We start from the raw sequence: 15,466 nt of genomic DNA on the forward strand, positions 1-15,466 counted from the left end.
TCAACCTCTTTCCTCGTTACTGAACGAATTCTTTTGTTTCTTCCAGTTTGACCGAAACCATTCGGGAAACGCCGGATTCCTGCATCGTAACACCGTAGAGGACATCCGCTTCTTCCATGGTGCCTTTTCTGTGGGTGATGACGATAAACTGGCTGTCGCCGCTGTATTTTTTTAAATATTGCGCAAACCTGAATACATTGGCTTCATCAAGCGCAGCTTCCACTTCATCAAGGACGCAGAAGGGCACGGGCCTTACTTTCAGAATGGAGAATAAAAGGGCAATGGCAGTCAGCGCCCGTTCTCCCCCTGACAAAAGATTTAAGTTTTGCAGTTTTTTACCCGGAGGCTGCGCGATAATGTCCACCCCGGAATTAAGAAGATCATTCGGATCAGTCAGCTTCAGTTCAGCCCGTCCTCCTCCGAATAAAGAACGGAACACGTCGTTGAATTGAGAACGGATCTGGATAAACGTTTCATGGAATCGCTTCGTCATTTCAGAATCCATTTCTTCAATGACTTGAAACAGTGTATTTTTCGCTTCCGTCAGGTCATTTTTCTGCTCTGTTAAAAACTGATACCGTTCGTTTACTCTTTCAAATTCATCGATGCTACCGAGATTGACCGTTCCGAGCTCTTCAATTGAAAGCTTGATCAGTTTGACCCGTTTTCTCGCCTCTTCAGGCTCGAGTTCGAGCTGATATTGTTCTTTTGCTCCTTCAAAGGATAAGCTGTACTCCTCGCGTAAATACTGCAAGAGATTATCAAGCTCAACTTCCATCCGGCCGAGTTTTACCTCTTCATCTTTCAGAATGTCTGTTTTTTGCTTGTAGAGACGCTTCATCTCTTTCAGTTCAAGCTCGTTCGTATCAAGAGCCCGCTGGAGCTTCACACGCTGGTCGCGCCGGCTGGCGATCAATTCGATCGTTCTCGTTTTATCGTGAAGCTTGTGATGGGCTGCTTCTTCAAGCTGCTCCTCACCGCTTGTGCTGGACGTCATCTCTGAGGTCAGAAGGCTTAAATCTTCCCGTGTTTCTTTCAGAGCGAGCTGTGTTTCTTCAAGCTCTTTTTTCAGCCTTTTGAGGTTGTCTTCCTCACTCGAGCACGCCTGTTCTTTTTTCGCAGCGGCCACTTTACATTCCGTCAGTTCATGAGAGAGCGTTTCTTTTGTTGAGGATAGGGTCTGCTTTTGTTTTGTCAGCCTTTCCATCTCTTCCTCAAGCTCTTTCAGCTGGCCGGATGCCTCACTCAGCTGTTCTTCCAGAGCTGATTTGCGCGTCTCTTTTTCCCGGCTGCTTTCGGTCAGTGATGCTTTCTCCTGATCGTAAAGCTCCAGATGGGTATTGATGTTCTTTTCAGCAACTTCGAGTTCATACAGCCTGCCTTTTACATCCTGCTGCTTTGTTCTGAAAGCTTCACCGTCTTCACGGAGACCGCTCAGCGTATGTTCAAGCTCTTGAATGGCCTGCTTCAGCGTTTTGACCTCTTTTTCGAGCAGAGCTGTTTTTTCTTCCATTTCGGCAAGCCGCGCAGTCACCGTCTCAAGCTCACGGCTTCTGCCGAGCAGAGAATTGTTTTTCTTTTTGACCGCGCCGCCTGTCATTGATCCGCCTGGATTGACGACATCGCCCTCAAGCGTCACGATGCGGTAGCGGTGCCCGAGAAGCTTGGCCAGTTCATTCGCGCCTTTTAAATCTTCAGTGATCAGCACGGTGCCGAGAAGGTTTTGAATGACATTCCGATACGCGGCATCATATGTGACAAGCCCGCTCGCTGTGCCGAGGAAAGACGGATGCTTCTGAGCCGTCTGTTCATCACGGGTTTGGAGCTGGCGCGGTTTCATAACCGTAAGCGGCAGGAACGTCGCGCGGCCGAATGAATTCTGTTTTAAATATTGAATCGCTTTCCGCGCCGCCTGCTCGTCGTCTGTGACAACGTGCTGCGCCGCTGCGCCGAGTGCAATCTCGATCGCCGTTTCATACTTTTGTTCGGTGGCAATCAGTTCGAGAACGGCGCCGCGGATGCCGCCGAGCTTCTCTTTCTGCTTCAGCACTTCTTTTACGCCTTGGTAAAATCCTGAAAAATCGCCTTGCATCGTTTCAAGCATATCTTTTTTGGATCTGGCCTGCTGGACGAATTGATATGCCTGATACAGCGCTGATTCTTTCTTTTCATACTGGCGTTTTTTCTGTTCATATGCTGTCTGGACTTCGCGAAAGCGGACGACCTGATTGTGAATATCCTCTTCAACGGCAGCCAATTCTTCTTCGCACGCCGCTTTGCGGACTGCAATATCGTTACGTTCTTCAAGATATTTTTCATTGTTTGCTGTCAGTCTCGCCTGCTGGACCGCGGATTGGGACATCTGGTCATCTAAAAGCTGCAGCTCGTTGCGAATCGACGCCTGGCTGTTTAACAATTCAAAGTAATCGCTTTTTAATTGTTCGATTTTCTCATCTACATTTTCATTATGCAGACTGAGAGCCTGCTGCTTTTCTTTCACTTGGGCGTTTAACCGCTTCACTTCCGCACGCAGCTTATCATAGACGGCAGACTGTTTTTCAATGTCCGCTTTCAGTTCGGCTTCTTTGTTCGTGTAATGTGTAACGGATTCCTCAAGCTGTTCCCGGTTTTGCGCGGCGTTTTTTTTGCGCTCTTTCAGCACTTCTTTCCGGCCTTCCAGCTTTTCCAGCTCTTCACTTGTCACGAGCAGAACCTGCTGCAGTTCGTTGACGGATTCATCAAGCGCGTGGATTTTATCTCTCGTCTCTTCTATCATCGCTTCTTTTGCGGATAGAGCCGATGATTCCGCCAATTCTTCTTCTTTAGCAGCCTGCACCTTGTCTTTTAAACCCGACCATCTGCCATGCAGTTGTTCGATGTCAAAGGCGGTAAGGGCGATTTCGACATGCTCAAGCTCTTTCTTTTTTTCTAAGTAGTCTTTGGCGATTGATGCCTGGATTTTCAGCGGTTCGACCTGATCTTCAAGCTCGTGAAGAATATCTTCCACCCTGTTTAAGTTATCCTGCGTCTCAAACAGTTTGTTTTCCGCTTTTTTCTTTCTTGTTTTATATTTCAGCACGCCGGCCGCTTCTTCAAAAATACTGCGGCGGTCTTCCGCTTTGCTGCTGAGAATCTCTTCGACTTTCCCCTGGCTGATAATAGAGAATGCTTCTTTTCCGAGCCCGGAGTCCATAAATAAGTCAATGATGTCTTTCAAACGGCACTGCTGATTGTTGATGAGAAATTCACTCTCTCCGGAACGGTACACCCGTCTCGTCACGCTGACTTCGTGATAATCGATCGGGAGAAAATGATCTTCATTATCAAGCGTTAACGTGACTTCGGCAAGGTTCAGCCGCTTGCGTGAATCACTTCCCGCAAAAATGATATCTTCCATTTTTCCGCCCCGAAGCGAGCGGGCTGATTGTTCGCCGAGCACCCAGCGGATAGCTTCGGTAATGTTGCTCTTTCCGCTGCCGTTCGGACCGACAACGGCCGTGACGCCTTTTACAAAGTCAACGGATATCCGTTCTGCAAATGATTTAAATCCTATAACGTCTAAACGTTTGAGGAACATCCCAGATCCTCCTTATCGTATAAGTATCTCAATATTATCATAATCACCCGCTTATATCAGGCGCAGACATACTGAAATCCCCCTAGGGATACAGGGGGATTTTATTGTTTCGTATGATGTTTTTGCAATTTTGCAAGAGCTTCCTGTGCCGCATGCTGCTCGGCTTCTTTTTTGGAACGTCCGTTCCCGATACCGAGCGCCTCACCTTTAAGAGAGACTAGCGCCTCGAATTCCCGGTTGTGGGCAGGCCCTTTTTCATTGAGAATTTTGTACTCAAGCGATCCTTTTCCGTCCCGCTGTACAAATTCTTGAAGCTGGCTTTTGAAATCCATCACATGAGAAAAAGCACCATCGTTTATTTTAGGGAACACGTACACTTTCAGGAATTGCTGAACCGGGTCAAGGCCCTGATCCAGATACAGTGCGCCGATAAACGCTTCAAACACATCCGCTAAAAGCGCAGGACGCTTTCTGCCGCCCGTCATTTCTTCTCCTTTTCCCAAGAGAACAAGATCGCCGAATGACAATTCATGGGCAAGTGAGACGAGTGACGGCTCGCATACGATAGCGGCTCTCAGCTTCGTCAAATCTCCTTCACTCATGGCCGGGTATTTGGCAAATAAGAATTGGGAGATCGTCAGTTCCAAAACAGCGTCACCTAAAAATTCAAGCCTTTCATTGTCTTCATACGGCTTTTTCCGATGCTCATTCACATAAGATGAATGTGTAAATGCTTGATACAAAAGTTTCTCGTTTTGAAAATGAACCGAAATCCGTTCTTGGAACTCTTTAAATTGCTCTATTTTTTTATAGAACTTTTTTTTATCTTTAAAATGTGAGTGTTTTGACATAGTAACCTCCATAGGCACATCAGGTTCACCGCGCTCCCCGCCGTAAACGGAATCGGCAGCGCGTACAGCGTCAGACGCCGGTAACCGAACGATTAAAGGGCTAAAGCCCCGCTGTCAGGCGGGACTTTTAGCATCAGCTTATTGCTGGTTTTGTATGTAGTTCACAGCGTCGCCGACTGTTGCAATCTTTTCAGCATCTTCGTCAGAAATCTCCATATCAAACTCGTCTTCAAGTTCCATAACAAGCTCAACTACATCTAGGGAATCAGCACCTAAGTCTTCCTTGAAAGAAGCTTCAAGTTTGACGTCAGCTTCATCAACGCCAAGGCGGTCTACGATGATTTTCGTTACACGCTCTAATGTATCTGCCATAGCAATTCACCTCCCCTCAAGTATTATAGAGGATTCGTTTTTAAAAAACTAGAGAAACTAGGATGAAATTTTAAAAACAAATCTTTACATCACCATTCCGCCGTCAATATGAAGGGTTTGGCCCGTCATATAACGCGATCCTTCAGAAGCAAGGAACGTAACAACGCTGCTGATATCGGAAGGATCACCGAAACGCGCGAGCGGAATCTGCTTCAGCATTTCATCTTGGACTTCTTTAGAAAGCTTGTCCGTCATATCTGTAGAAATAAAGCCCGGAGCAATGGCATTAACCGTAATATTGCGGCTCGCAAGCTCTTTGGCTGATGACTTCGTTAAGCCGATTACACCGGCTTTTGCCGCCACATAGTTCGCCTGGCCGGGGTTTCCGCTGACGCCGACGATTGATGATACGTTGATAATCCGGCCGGAGCGCTGTTTCATCATCTGTCTTGTCACGGCTTTCGTGCAGTTGAATACACCTTTCAGGTTAATGTTAATGACATCATCCCATTCATTTTCTTTCATTCTCATCAGAAGATTGTCTTTTGTGATCCCCGCATTGTTCACGAGAATGTCGATTGAAGAAAATGCAGCGACAGCCTCTTTCATCATGTTTTGTACTTCTTCGGAATTTGATACATCGGCTTTTACCGCGATCGCGTTTCGGCCCAAAGATTTGATTTCATCTACGACTTCGTTCGCTTTCGCTTCATTCCCGGAGTAGTTGACTACTACGTTACAGCCGTTTTTCGCAAGATCAAGCGCGATCGCCCGCCCGATTCCGCGGGACGCTCCCGTTACCACTGCTGTTTTTTCATTAAGCATCCTGATTCTCCTCCTTCAGCGTTTGAATCGCCAGTTCGATGGTTTCATGGTCAGAAACCGCGATTGTTTTAAGGCGGCGGTTCACTTTTTTCACAAGGCCTGAAAGCACTTTTCCCGGCCCGATTTCAACAAACGTCGTGACGCCTTCGTCAATCAGTTTGTTAATGGTTTCTTCAAAGCGAACAGGTGAATACAGCTGTTCGATCAGTTTTTTCTTGATATCGTCTTTTTCTGTCATAACGTCAGCCGAAACGTTTGAAATCACGGGAACAGCCGCATTTTTTAACTCACAGGCGCTGAGCACCTCCTCGAGTTTTTGCGCTGCCGGCTTCATTAATTCAGAATGGAACGGTCCGCTTACTTCTAATGGGATTGCCCGTTTTGCTCCGTTGTTTTTCGCTTCTTCTGAAGCCAGCTCCACGCCTTTTGCCGTTCCGGAAATTACGATCTGGCCGGGGCAGTTCAAGTTTGCAAGCTGTACGAGATGACCGTTTTCCGTCACTTGATCCGTCACCTTTTTCAAGGACTCCGCATCCATTCCGAGAATAGCGGCCATGGCGCCTTCTCCGGCCGGCACGGCTTCATTCATGAATTCTCCCCGTTTTCTTACCGTGTAAACGGCATCTTTAAATGTCATCGCTCCCGCCGCAACAAGCGCCGAATATTCTCCGAGGCTGTGGCCGGCGGTGAAATCAGGGGTGATGCCGGATTCTTTAAACTTTTCCAATACGGCGATGCTCGTTGTCAACAGCGCAGGCTGCGCATTGTATGTAAGGGTCAATTCTTCGGCGTCACCTTCAAAAATGAGCGAGCTCAGCTTTGTTTCAAGCGTTTCGTCCGCTTCATCAAAAATACGTTTTGACGCTTCTTCGCGTTCGTACAGGTCTTTTCCCATACCGATATATTGTGATCCCTGTCCGGGAAATAAAAATGCAATCTTACTCATGATGCGGTAACCTCCAGACTACTCATCTGTTTTTTCTTCTTTTACTTCTTCTTCTATAAATGCGGCCACGTTTTGGCTGACCATTTCTCTCGCCTGGCGCAGCGCATGGTAAACAGCGCGTGCGTCAGAAGAGCCGTGCGCTTTAACGACGGGCGCTTTCAAACCGAAAAGACTCGCCCCGCCGTACTCAGAATAGTCCATTTTCAGTTTCATTTCCATCAGCTTCGGCTTCAGCACTCCCGCTGCGAGCTTAGAAACAAAACTTGAAGTCAGTGTATCTTTCAGCATTTTGAAAATCGATAACGCTGAACCTTCCAATGTTTTCAACGTGACGTTGCCCGTAAAGCCGTCTGTGACGATGACGTCAGCAGCGCCTTCGAGCAAGTCTCTCGCCTCAACGTTTCCGACAAAATTCACGTTTGTTTCTTTTAATAATTCAAACGTCTTTTTTGTCAGGTCGTTTCCTTTCTTTTCTTCCGTGCCGACATTTAACAATCCGACGCGGGGCGAGCTGATTCCGAGAACCTGCCGGGCATATACAGATCCCATAATTCCGTACTGGACGAGATGCTCCGGTTTGGCATCGACATTGGCTCCCACGTCCAAAAGAAGGAAACCGTCGCCTGAAACGGTCGGAAGCGTCGGCGCAAGCGCAGGCCGGTCGATTCCTTTAATTCTGCCGACGATAAACAGTCCCGCTGTCATGAGTGCGCCCGTATTCCCCGCTGAGATGCAGGCGTCCGCTCTGCTTTCAGCCACTTCCTGCGCCATCAGCACCATAGAAGAGTTTTTCTTTCTGCGTACGGCGCGGACCGGTTCATCCGTCGGTTCAATCACTTCATCGGCGTGCAACACAGTGATGCGGTCTGATGTTGTTGGCAAGTGTGATTCTATCGTTGTCTTGTCACCGACCAGCGTAATATGAAGATCGTCAAATGCCTCAATACTCTTCATTACTCCGTCAATAACAGCTTTGGGTGCGTTGTCGCCCCCCATTGCATCTACAGCTATTCTCATGCATGCTCCACCTTTATGATTGTTTTGAACGATACATGTCAAAGCTGCCGGAGAACACGACTTCTTCTCCCACATAGCTGTTGACTTCAACTACCGTTCTGCCTTTTTCTTTTTCGACTGCCGTCACTTTGGCTTTCGCAACGACGCGCTCGCCTTCTTTCACCTGTCTTGTAAAGCGGATATTTGCGCTTGCGGTCAGCGCCAGCTCATCATCAATGACGGCTACGGCGAGTGAGTTCGCCTGCGCAAACAAATGATGCCCCCGCGCAATTTGATTGCGGCTGAAGACATGTTCGCGTCTTACTTCTAATATGGAAATGGCCTGGCCGTCAAGCTCCAGATCAATAATTTCACCGATCACTTCGTCTAAAGACAGTGATTTCACTTCATCATCAAGCGTTTGTTCTGCCACGTTTTTAATTCTTTCCCTCAGCTCCGGTATTGAGAGCTCTAAGCGGTCTAAACGGATCGTCTGAATGCTGACGCCGAATTTCCCCGCTAATTCTTCATCTGTGATGAAGGGTGTCGATTTGATCGTCTGCTGCAATAATTTTTGGCGTTCTTTCTTGCTTCTTCTCATCTGTAAACACCATCCGGACAATTAAGACTAGGTACTAATAGTAGTATATAATCTCATAGATTGGAATGCAATGATTGTTTTTTGAAAGCCGCCGAATTTTGCAGAATCAGCTTAATTTCTCCCCTTCCAGGACGCCGCTTGAAAGTAATTGACCGCGCAGCATGCGGTATTCGTCATCTTTCCAAAAAGCCTCTGAAGACACCAGATTGGCCGCATCCTGGCGGGCCGTCTCCAAAGCTCTGTAGTCATGAACCATATCCGCCACCTTGAACTCGGGCATACCGCTCTGTTTTTTTCCGAAGAAATCACCGGGGCCACGCAGTTCAAGGTCCTTTTCAGACAGCTCGAAGCCGTCGTTTGTCTCTGACATGATTCTCATCCGTTCCTTCCCGGTTTCGGATTTCGGATCTGCCATCAAGATGCAGAAAGATTGGTGGTCTCCCCGCCCGACCCGGCCGCGGAGCTGATGGAGCTGAGATAACCCGAAACGGTCGGCGTCATAGATGACCATAATCGTCGCATTCGGCACGTTCACCCCGACTTCTACGACGGTTGTTGACACAAGTACCTGACATTGATTGGCGCTGAATTCTCTCATCACCTGATCTTTTTCATCAGAATGGAGCTTCCCGTGCATCAGGCCGACATTCCATTTACCGCGGTAAACGTCAGACAGCATGTTATATACGTCAATCGCATTCTGTACATCCAGTTTATCCGACTCTTCAATGAGCGGGCAGATAACATAGGCTTGCCTTCCCTGCTTCAGCTCTTTTTCTATAAAAGCCAAAATCCGCTCCAGCATGTCGTGTTTCACCCAATACGTTTCGATTTGTTTTCGCCCCGCGGGCATTTCATCTATCACGGAAACATCCATTTCTCCGAAGACGGTAATGGCCAGCGTTCTCGGAATCGGAGTAGCTGTCATAAACAGCACATCCGGATCCTGACCTTTATTCTTGAGTTTTTTGCGCTGTTCGACCCCGAACCGGTGCTGCTCGTCCGTAATAACAAGGCTCAGCGCTTTGAATTCCACTTCATCCTGGATTAAAGCATGGGTCCCTACTAAAATATCAATCTCTCCGAGAGCAAGCCGCTCCAAAAGCTCCCTGCGCCGCTTTCCTTTGACAGAACTCGTCAAAAGCGCGATATTTACATCTTCATTTGCAAACAACGATACGAGAGAATCTGCATGCTGTTCGGCCAGAATTTCAGTCGGCACCATTAATGCCCCCTGATACCCCGACAAAATCGCAGCGTACAAAGCGATGGCGGCGACGGCCGTTTTCCCTGATCCGACATCACCTTGCAGCAGACGGTTCATTCGGTAAGGGGATGTCATATCAGCGGTAATTTCCCGAAGCACACGCGTCTGTGCGGTCGTGAGCGAAAACGGCAGGCTGTCTGTGAAAGCGGCGAGCTTTTCAGCAGGAAACACATGGCTGATGCCTTTTGACTGTTCCCTTTCCGCTTTACGGAACGCCTGCATTTTCAGCTGAAATAATAAGAATTCCTCGTAAACAAACCGGCGTCTTGCCTGCTGTAACGATTCCCGCGTTTCAGGCTGATGCATCGTCTGCAGGGCATGTTTGTAGTCAGGAAGCTTGTAGCGGATTCTCAATTTTTCAGGAAGCGGATCAGCCGCACTGTCCAAATGATGCTGCAGCGCTTCCTTAATAAACCGTCTCATCATTTTTACGGTGACGTTTTCTTTAACGGAATAAACAGGCTCAATGCTTTTATCTTCTTGATGAGGACCGTTTTTTAATTCCTGCACGGAAACGGTCTGTCTGTGTTTATCCCATTTCCCGGATATCGTGACGACAGAACCTAACGTCAGTTTCTTTTTTAAGTAGGGACGGTTAAAGCAGACCGCGGTAATTAAATAATTGCCGACAAGCACTCTGAATGTCAGCCTGTTTCGTTTTTTGCCGTAATAGGTAAGAGAAGGTTCTGAATGAACCTTCCCTTCTACCGTCACTCTTTCTTCATGTTTTACTTCTTCTAAATCCCTCAGCTCATAGTCATCATAACGGTAAGGGAAATAATTCAGAAGATCAGAAATGTCATAGATACCAAGTTCGTGCAATGTTTTTTCTGTTTCCGGCCCAATGCCCTTAATTTCCGCTATACTAGTTTGCTGATGGTGTGCCACTTGATTTCAGCGCTCCTCCGAAAATTTTTTTCTCTAATTCTCTTCCCGTCGGTGTCGCGGCTAAACCGCCTTGTCCCGTTTCACGCAGTGCTGTCGGCATTGTCTGGCCGATTTTGTACATCGCGTCAATCACCTCATCGCAAGGAATGCGGCTTGTAATCCCGGCCAGCGCCATATCCGCCGCGATCATTGCGTTGGATGCTCCCATTGCGTTTCGTTTGACACACGGCACTTCTACCAATCCGGCGACCGGGTCACATACGAGACCGAGCATATTTTTCAGTGTAATCGCCATTGCTTCCGCTGATTGCTGAGGCGTTCCGCCCGCCATTTCCACAATCGCAGCCGCTGCCATGCCTGATGCTGACCCGACTTCCGCCTGACAGCCTCCTGCCGCTCCTGAAATACTCGCATTATTTGCTACGACAAAACCGAACGCGCCGGCTGTAAACAGAAAACGGATCATTTGTTCTGTCGTAGGGTTCAGCTTATGCTTTACGGCGAATAACGTTCCCGGCACGACCCCGGCAGAGCCGGCGGTCGGTGTAGCGCAGATCGTTCCCATCGCCGCATTGACTTCATTTGTCGCCACAGCTTTAGAAACGGCGTCTAAAATCAGATTGCCCGACAGACTTCTTCCCGATTGGATGTATGCCTGAAGTTTCACGGCATCTCCGCCTGTTAAACCGGTCTGACTCGTGACGCCCTTCAGCCCTTTTTCAACAGCTGCTTCCATGACGGAGAGATTGCGCTCCATTCCTTGAAAGATTTCTTCCCGCGTTTTTTGCGTCACTTCCATCTCTTGGGTGATCATCACTTCCGAAATCGGAATTTGTTTTTCTTGAGTGATTTCTATTAATTCTTTTACATTACGAAACATGTCATTTTCCTCCTGACTTTTTAGTCAGCTATCTTAGTAACCTGTATAATATTAGGAAGTGTTGAAAGCTCGTCAAGCACTTCTTCTTCAATATTCTGATCGACCTCAATCGTCATCAGCGCAAGCTGGCCGACGTCCTTACGCGCCACTTCCATATGTCCGACGTTGATGGAGAATTTCGCAAGCACATTGGCAACGCCTGCAATCGTGCCGAATTTATCATTGTGAACGACTAAAATAGCCGGATGGTTTCCGGACAAACGCAGCTCAAAGCCGTTGAGCTCCGTGATTTCTATTTTTCCGCCGCCGATGGAAATACCGGTAAGGGCAAGCTCTCCCTCATCATCAGAAATGACGATGCGCGCTGTATTCGGATGAACGGGCACGGCATCCTCTGTACGGAACTCTACATATATGCCCTTCTCTTCCGCAATTTGAATCGCTGTTTTAATCCGCTCATCAAATGTATCAAAATCAAGCAGGCCGCCGATAATCGCGACATCAGTGCCGTGACCCTTATACGTCTCCGCAAATGATCCGTAAAAAGACACAACGATTCGGCGGGGCTCCCGCCTGAATAAGCTTCTGGCCACTCTGCCGATCCGGGCGGCGCCTGCGGTATGTGAACTGGACGGACCGATCATTACCGGGCCGATAATATCAAAAACGCTTCTATACTTCATGCTGGTTTGTTCCTCCTTAACATCACTTTATTCAGCGCTTTTCTTTAGACTAATTGAACATTTCTCAATTGGCAAGCAGGCACACTGCCGCACTGCCGCAGGTAAATAAAGGCATAAGAATAGAAGGGCCTGATAAGCCCTTCTATTCTGCCGCAAATATATATGGATACAGAGGCTGTCTGCCGTTATGGATTTCAACCTCGATATCTTCACAGACGCTTGCAATATACTCAGCGAGTTTCTCAGCTTCTTCTTCCGGCGCGTCCTCTCCGTACAGGATGGTGATGATTTCATCTTCATCCCCGATCATTTCATCCAGCAGCAATTTCGCCGCACTTATCCGATCTTCGGCGCTGCCGATAATTGAACTGTTTAAAATGCCGATAAAATCACCTTTTTTAATATCTTTGCCGTCGATATGGGTGTCTCTGACTGAATATGTCACCTGTCCGCTTTTCACATTCCGGATGGCCTCAAGCATATTGGCTTCATTTACGTCAGCCGGCTGGTCAGGGTTAAACGCAAGCAGGGCGGTCATGCCTTGAGGGACCGTTTTTGCCGGAATGACAATGACATTTTCTTCAGCCACGCTCGCCGCCTGATTGGCAGCCATCACAATATTGGAATTGTTCGGAAGAATGAAAACCGTCTCCGCATTGACAGACTGAACGGCTTCAACAATATCTTCCGTGCTCGGATTCATTGTCTGGCCGCCTTCGATTACGTGTGAAGCGCCGATGCTCGTAAACAATTCAGAAATGCCCTCTCCCATTGCCACAGTCACGATGCCAAAAGGCTTGCGGGCTTCTTTCATAACGCCGGCCGGCTTTTTTTCATCATGTTCTTGGCTGATGATTGAAGTATGCTGTTCCCTCATGTTTTCAATTTTAATTTTAATCAAATCGCCGTAACGCTGTGCGAGATTGAGTACGTTCCCTGGTTCTTCGGCATGAATATGAACTTTCGCCAGCGTGTCATCAGCCACGACCAGCAATGAATCGCCGAAACGGCTCAGTTCGTTTCTGAACGTCTCTTCCTTGAACGTCCGTTTATCTTGATCCAGCCTTACCATCACTTCCGTACAAAATCCGAATTCAATGTCTTCTGTACTCAGCATGCTCTGCGCGCTTTTATGATGCTCGGCATTCACCATATCATCGAGTGCCGGAAGAACCGCTTTTTTCGGTACGGCCTCTCCTTTTAAAGCAGCCAAAAAGCCTTCATATACACAAAGCAGACCTTTTCCGCCGCTGTCAACGACACCGACGTCCTTTAAAACAGGAAGCAGATCCGGCGTGCGGTTCAGCGACGCTTCCGCTTCTTCAATAACGGCCTCCATGACCGAAATAATATCGGTTTCTTCTTTGGCCGAGGCGACCGCTTTTTTAGCCGCATCCTTGGCCACGGTTAAAATCGTTCCTTCAACCGGTTTCATGACCGCCTTATATGCCATATCCACTCCCGCTTGGAGTGCTGCGGCAAATTCTTGGGCGTCTATTTGGTTTTTGTTTTCAATGCTCTTTGTGAAACCTCTGAACAATTGGGACAAGATCACCCCTGAGTTTCCTCTCGCTCCCATAAGCAGGCCTTTTGACAAGGCGATGCCGACTTTGCCGATGTCGGGTGAGTCAATGTGCTCTACCTCTCTTGCACCGGATGACATCGATAAATTCATATTTGTTCCGGTGTCGCCGTCAGGCACGGGAAACACGTTCAGCGCATCCACCGCGGATGCGTTTTGAGACAATGTCTCAGCCCCCGCCAGAATCATTGCCGCAAAAGCTCTCCCATCTAAGTTTCGTCTAGACAATACTCATCCTCCTCACTACGGGTTCGTTACTCGTACGCCTTGGACATAAATATTTACAGAATCAACTGCAAGTCCGATTGTTTGATTTACTGTGTATTTTACCTTCGTCTGAACATTGTGGGCTACTTCGGATATTTTAGTGCCGTAGCTGACAATAATGTACATGTCGATATGTATTTGTTCGGCTTCCTGACGGACATGTACGCCTTTTGCGAAGTTCTCTCTCCGGAGGATTTCAGACAAACCGTCTTTAATCTGGTTTTTTGAGGCCATCCCCACTATTCCGTAACAGTCAATGGCAGCGCCTCCGGCAACCATTGCGATGACTTCGTTGGATATATCAATCTGTCCGTATTTTGTCTTCATTTCAATGGACACACAGGTTCCTCCTTCAGATGCATAGAGTTATCATTATTCTACTATATGTATCCCATTATGAAAAGAAAAGATACAGACAGCGGCCTTCAGCGCGGAAATGTGATTGGTTTTACATGTCAAGTGATTTTTCTTGAAAGTAAGGGAAACAATAGTTGCAAACGGTTTTTAGCTGTGGTAAATTATTTAAAGTATTGTATAACGAAAGCATCTGAGACACTATGTTTGAAAAGATGTTTCGCGCAGTTAGGAGGGAAACAAATGGCACGTAAATGTTTTATTACAGGTAAAAAAACAAAAGCCGGAAACAACCGTTCTCACGCAATGAACGCTTCTAAGCGTACTTGGGGCGCCAACCTTCAAAAGGTCCGCATCCTCGTTGACGGCAAACCTAAAAAAGTATATGTATCTGCCCGGGCTTTAAAATCCGGTAAAGTTGAGCGTGTATAAGCAAAAATGAACGCCTGCCCTTTTATGCGGCAGGCGTTTTTTATGCGTTCAAAGAGGGCAATTTCAGCTTCTTGGGCTTACTCTTTTCTAAATGAGCCCAGCATCGCCCGGACAATTCCTCCTAAAAACTTCGGCAATTTAATGGTATAAAATTTCATTTTGTCCCCTCCTATAAGTCCCGTATCCGCTGCGTTCATCACTTTAGGATTCATGGTTTTTTCCGCATATGGCAGAAGCCGCTTTTCTAATCCGCGCTCCTTACCATTATTAATATGCCTTTTGCAAACGAAAAAGTACCTCGTGAATGAATGAGTTCGTTACTAATACATAGTGTGGAACCCAGAGGAATATGACAATTATCAAGGGGATATTTAAAACCGTCGAGTGTCAGGCCGTCTGCCGCTTCCGTAAACGGAATGAAAGAAATATAGCGTCTGCGCACTTTTTCTTCAATTGTATAACGGCCGGGCCCGAACATCTGAATGTCATTCTGCCGGTCGATCAGCTCGACATCGGTATTCTTATGTAAGGCTTTATACAGCAGCTGGATATTCCCTAAAAAGTGATCGGCTCTTCCGCCCGTCACACCGAATATCCGAATGTTTTCCGGTTCTTTTTGTAAAGCCCAGTCAAGGGCGAGTTCAAGATCGGTATAATCTTTTTCCGCCTGATACACATGGAGGGCCGGCGCTGCTTTTTGAATCTGCATGAGCTCCTCTTCCGTAATGCTGTCAAAATCACCGAAAGCTTCCTGCGGAATGATTCCGGCCTCCAAAAGAGCAACCGTCCCTTTATCGACTCCGACCCACGTCGTATCTCCGTCTGTGTATTCGGATAGATCGGGAATAAGCTCCCGCGGGCCTCCCGCAACGATATTGATTGTATTCATATGTTATCCTCTCTCTTAGACGCGAAAAGAGCCGGCGGCTTTCACCGGGCTCTTTT

General features: G+C 47.5%; 15 protein-coding genes. 1 reads left to right on the forward strand and 14 read right to left on the reverse strand.

Annotated elements, in window-relative coordinates; translation table 11 throughout:
* Positions 1 to 16 precede the first annotated feature (16 nt).
* The 12 genes from smc to D5S11_RS05075 form a co-directional block, all read right to left on the reverse strand.
* Positions 17 to 3,577, reverse strand: coding sequence for a chromosome segregation protein SMC (gene smc / locus D5S11_RS05020; protein WP_039063090.1), 3,561 nt, complete (start codon positions 3,575 to 3,577; stop codon positions 17 to 19).
* 101 nt (positions 3,578 to 3,678) lie between these two features.
* Entirely contained in the window at positions 3,679 to 4,428 is a 750-nt protein-coding gene (rncS, locus tag D5S11_RS05025) for a ribonuclease III (RefSeq protein WP_007409760.1), read from the reverse strand.
* 138 nt (positions 4,429 to 4,566) lie between these two features.
* Entirely contained in the window at positions 4,567 to 4,800 is a 234-nt protein-coding gene (acpP, locus tag D5S11_RS05030) for an acyl carrier protein (RefSeq protein ID WP_003154310.1), read from the reverse strand.
* 84 nt (positions 4,801 to 4,884) lie between these two features.
* Entirely contained in the window at positions 4,885 to 5,625 is a 741-nt protein-coding gene (gene fabG, locus D5S11_RS05035) for a 3-oxoacyl-[acyl-carrier-protein] reductase (protein ID WP_003154312.1), read from the reverse strand.
* Complete coding sequence (fabD, locus tag D5S11_RS05040) at positions 5,618 to 6,571, reverse strand: ACP S-malonyltransferase (RefSeq protein ID WP_007409759.1); 954 nt, start codon at positions 6,569 to 6,571, stop codon at positions 5,618 to 5,620. Before fabD ends, fabG begins: the two co-directional genes overlap by 8 nt.
* 18 nt (positions 6,572 to 6,589) lie before the next feature.
* Complete coding sequence (plsX, locus tag D5S11_RS05045) at positions 6,590 to 7,588, reverse strand: phosphate acyltransferase PlsX (protein ID WP_032866063.1); 999 nt, start codon at positions 7,586 to 7,588, stop codon at positions 6,590 to 6,592.
* Positions 7,589 to 7,601: 13 nt separating this feature from the next.
* On the reverse strand, positions 7,602 to 8,168 hold the full coding sequence (gene fapR, locus D5S11_RS05050; protein WP_003154320.1) for a transcription factor FapR: 567 nt from the start codon (positions 8,166 to 8,168) through the stop codon (positions 7,602 to 7,604).
* 106 nt (positions 8,169 to 8,274) lie between these two features.
* Positions 8,275 to 10,323 carry an ATP-dependent DNA helicase RecG gene (recG, locus tag D5S11_RS05055; RefSeq protein WP_032866064.1) on the reverse strand — a complete coding sequence of 683 codons (2,049 nt, stop codon included), beginning with the start codon at positions 10,321 to 10,323 and terminating at the stop codon, positions 8,275 to 8,277.
* Positions 10,301 to 11,203: an L-serine ammonia-lyase, iron-sulfur-dependent, subunit alpha gene (sdaAA, locus tag D5S11_RS05060; protein WP_007409756.1), complete on the reverse strand. Its 903-nt coding sequence runs from the start codon at positions 11,201 to 11,203 to the stop codon at positions 10,301 to 10,303. The genes recG and sdaAA overlap by 23 nt, the downstream gene beginning before the upstream one ends.
* A 20-nt stretch (positions 11,204 to 11,223) precedes the next feature.
* Entirely contained in the window at positions 11,224 to 11,886 is a 663-nt protein-coding gene (gene sdaAB, locus D5S11_RS05065) for an L-serine ammonia-lyase, iron-sulfur-dependent subunit beta (RefSeq protein ID WP_003154325.1), read from the reverse strand.
* 142 nt (positions 11,887 to 12,028) lie between these two features.
* On the reverse strand, positions 12,029 to 13,696 hold the full coding sequence (locus D5S11_RS05070; RefSeq protein WP_032866065.1) for a DAK2 domain-containing protein: 1,668 nt from the start codon (positions 13,694 to 13,696) through the stop codon (positions 12,029 to 12,031).
* 15 nt (positions 13,697 to 13,711) lie between these two features.
* Complete coding sequence (locus D5S11_RS05075; RefSeq protein WP_003154327.1) at positions 13,712 to 14,074, reverse strand: Asp23/Gls24 family envelope stress response protein; 363 nt, start codon at positions 14,072 to 14,074, stop codon at positions 13,712 to 13,714.
* Between the two features lie 258 nt (positions 14,075 to 14,332).
* On the opposite strand from D5S11_RS05075, the gene rpmB reads away from it, so the two are divergent.
* Positions 14,333 to 14,521, forward strand: coding sequence for a 50S ribosomal protein L28 (gene rpmB, locus D5S11_RS05080; protein WP_003154328.1), 189 nt, complete (start codon positions 14,333 to 14,335; stop codon positions 14,519 to 14,521).
* Between the two features lie 77 nt (positions 14,522 to 14,598).
* Here rpmB and spoVM read toward each other — a convergent pair whose 3' ends face one another.
* On the reverse strand, positions 14,599 to 14,679 hold the full coding sequence (spoVM, locus tag D5S11_RS05085; RefSeq protein ID WP_003154329.1) for a stage V sporulation protein SpoVM: 81 nt from the start codon (positions 14,677 to 14,679) through the stop codon (positions 14,599 to 14,601).
* 86 nt (positions 14,680 to 14,765) lie between these two features.
* Entirely contained in the window at positions 14,766 to 15,410 is a 645-nt protein-coding gene (locus D5S11_RS05090; RefSeq protein ID WP_032866066.1) for a thiamine diphosphokinase, read from the reverse strand.
* Positions 15,411 to 15,466 lie beyond the last annotated feature (56 nt).

This window comes from Bacillus sp. L75, assembly GCF_003676355.1.
Taxonomy (GTDB): domain Bacteria; phylum Bacillota; class Bacilli; order Bacillales; family Bacillaceae; genus Bacillus; species Bacillus velezensis.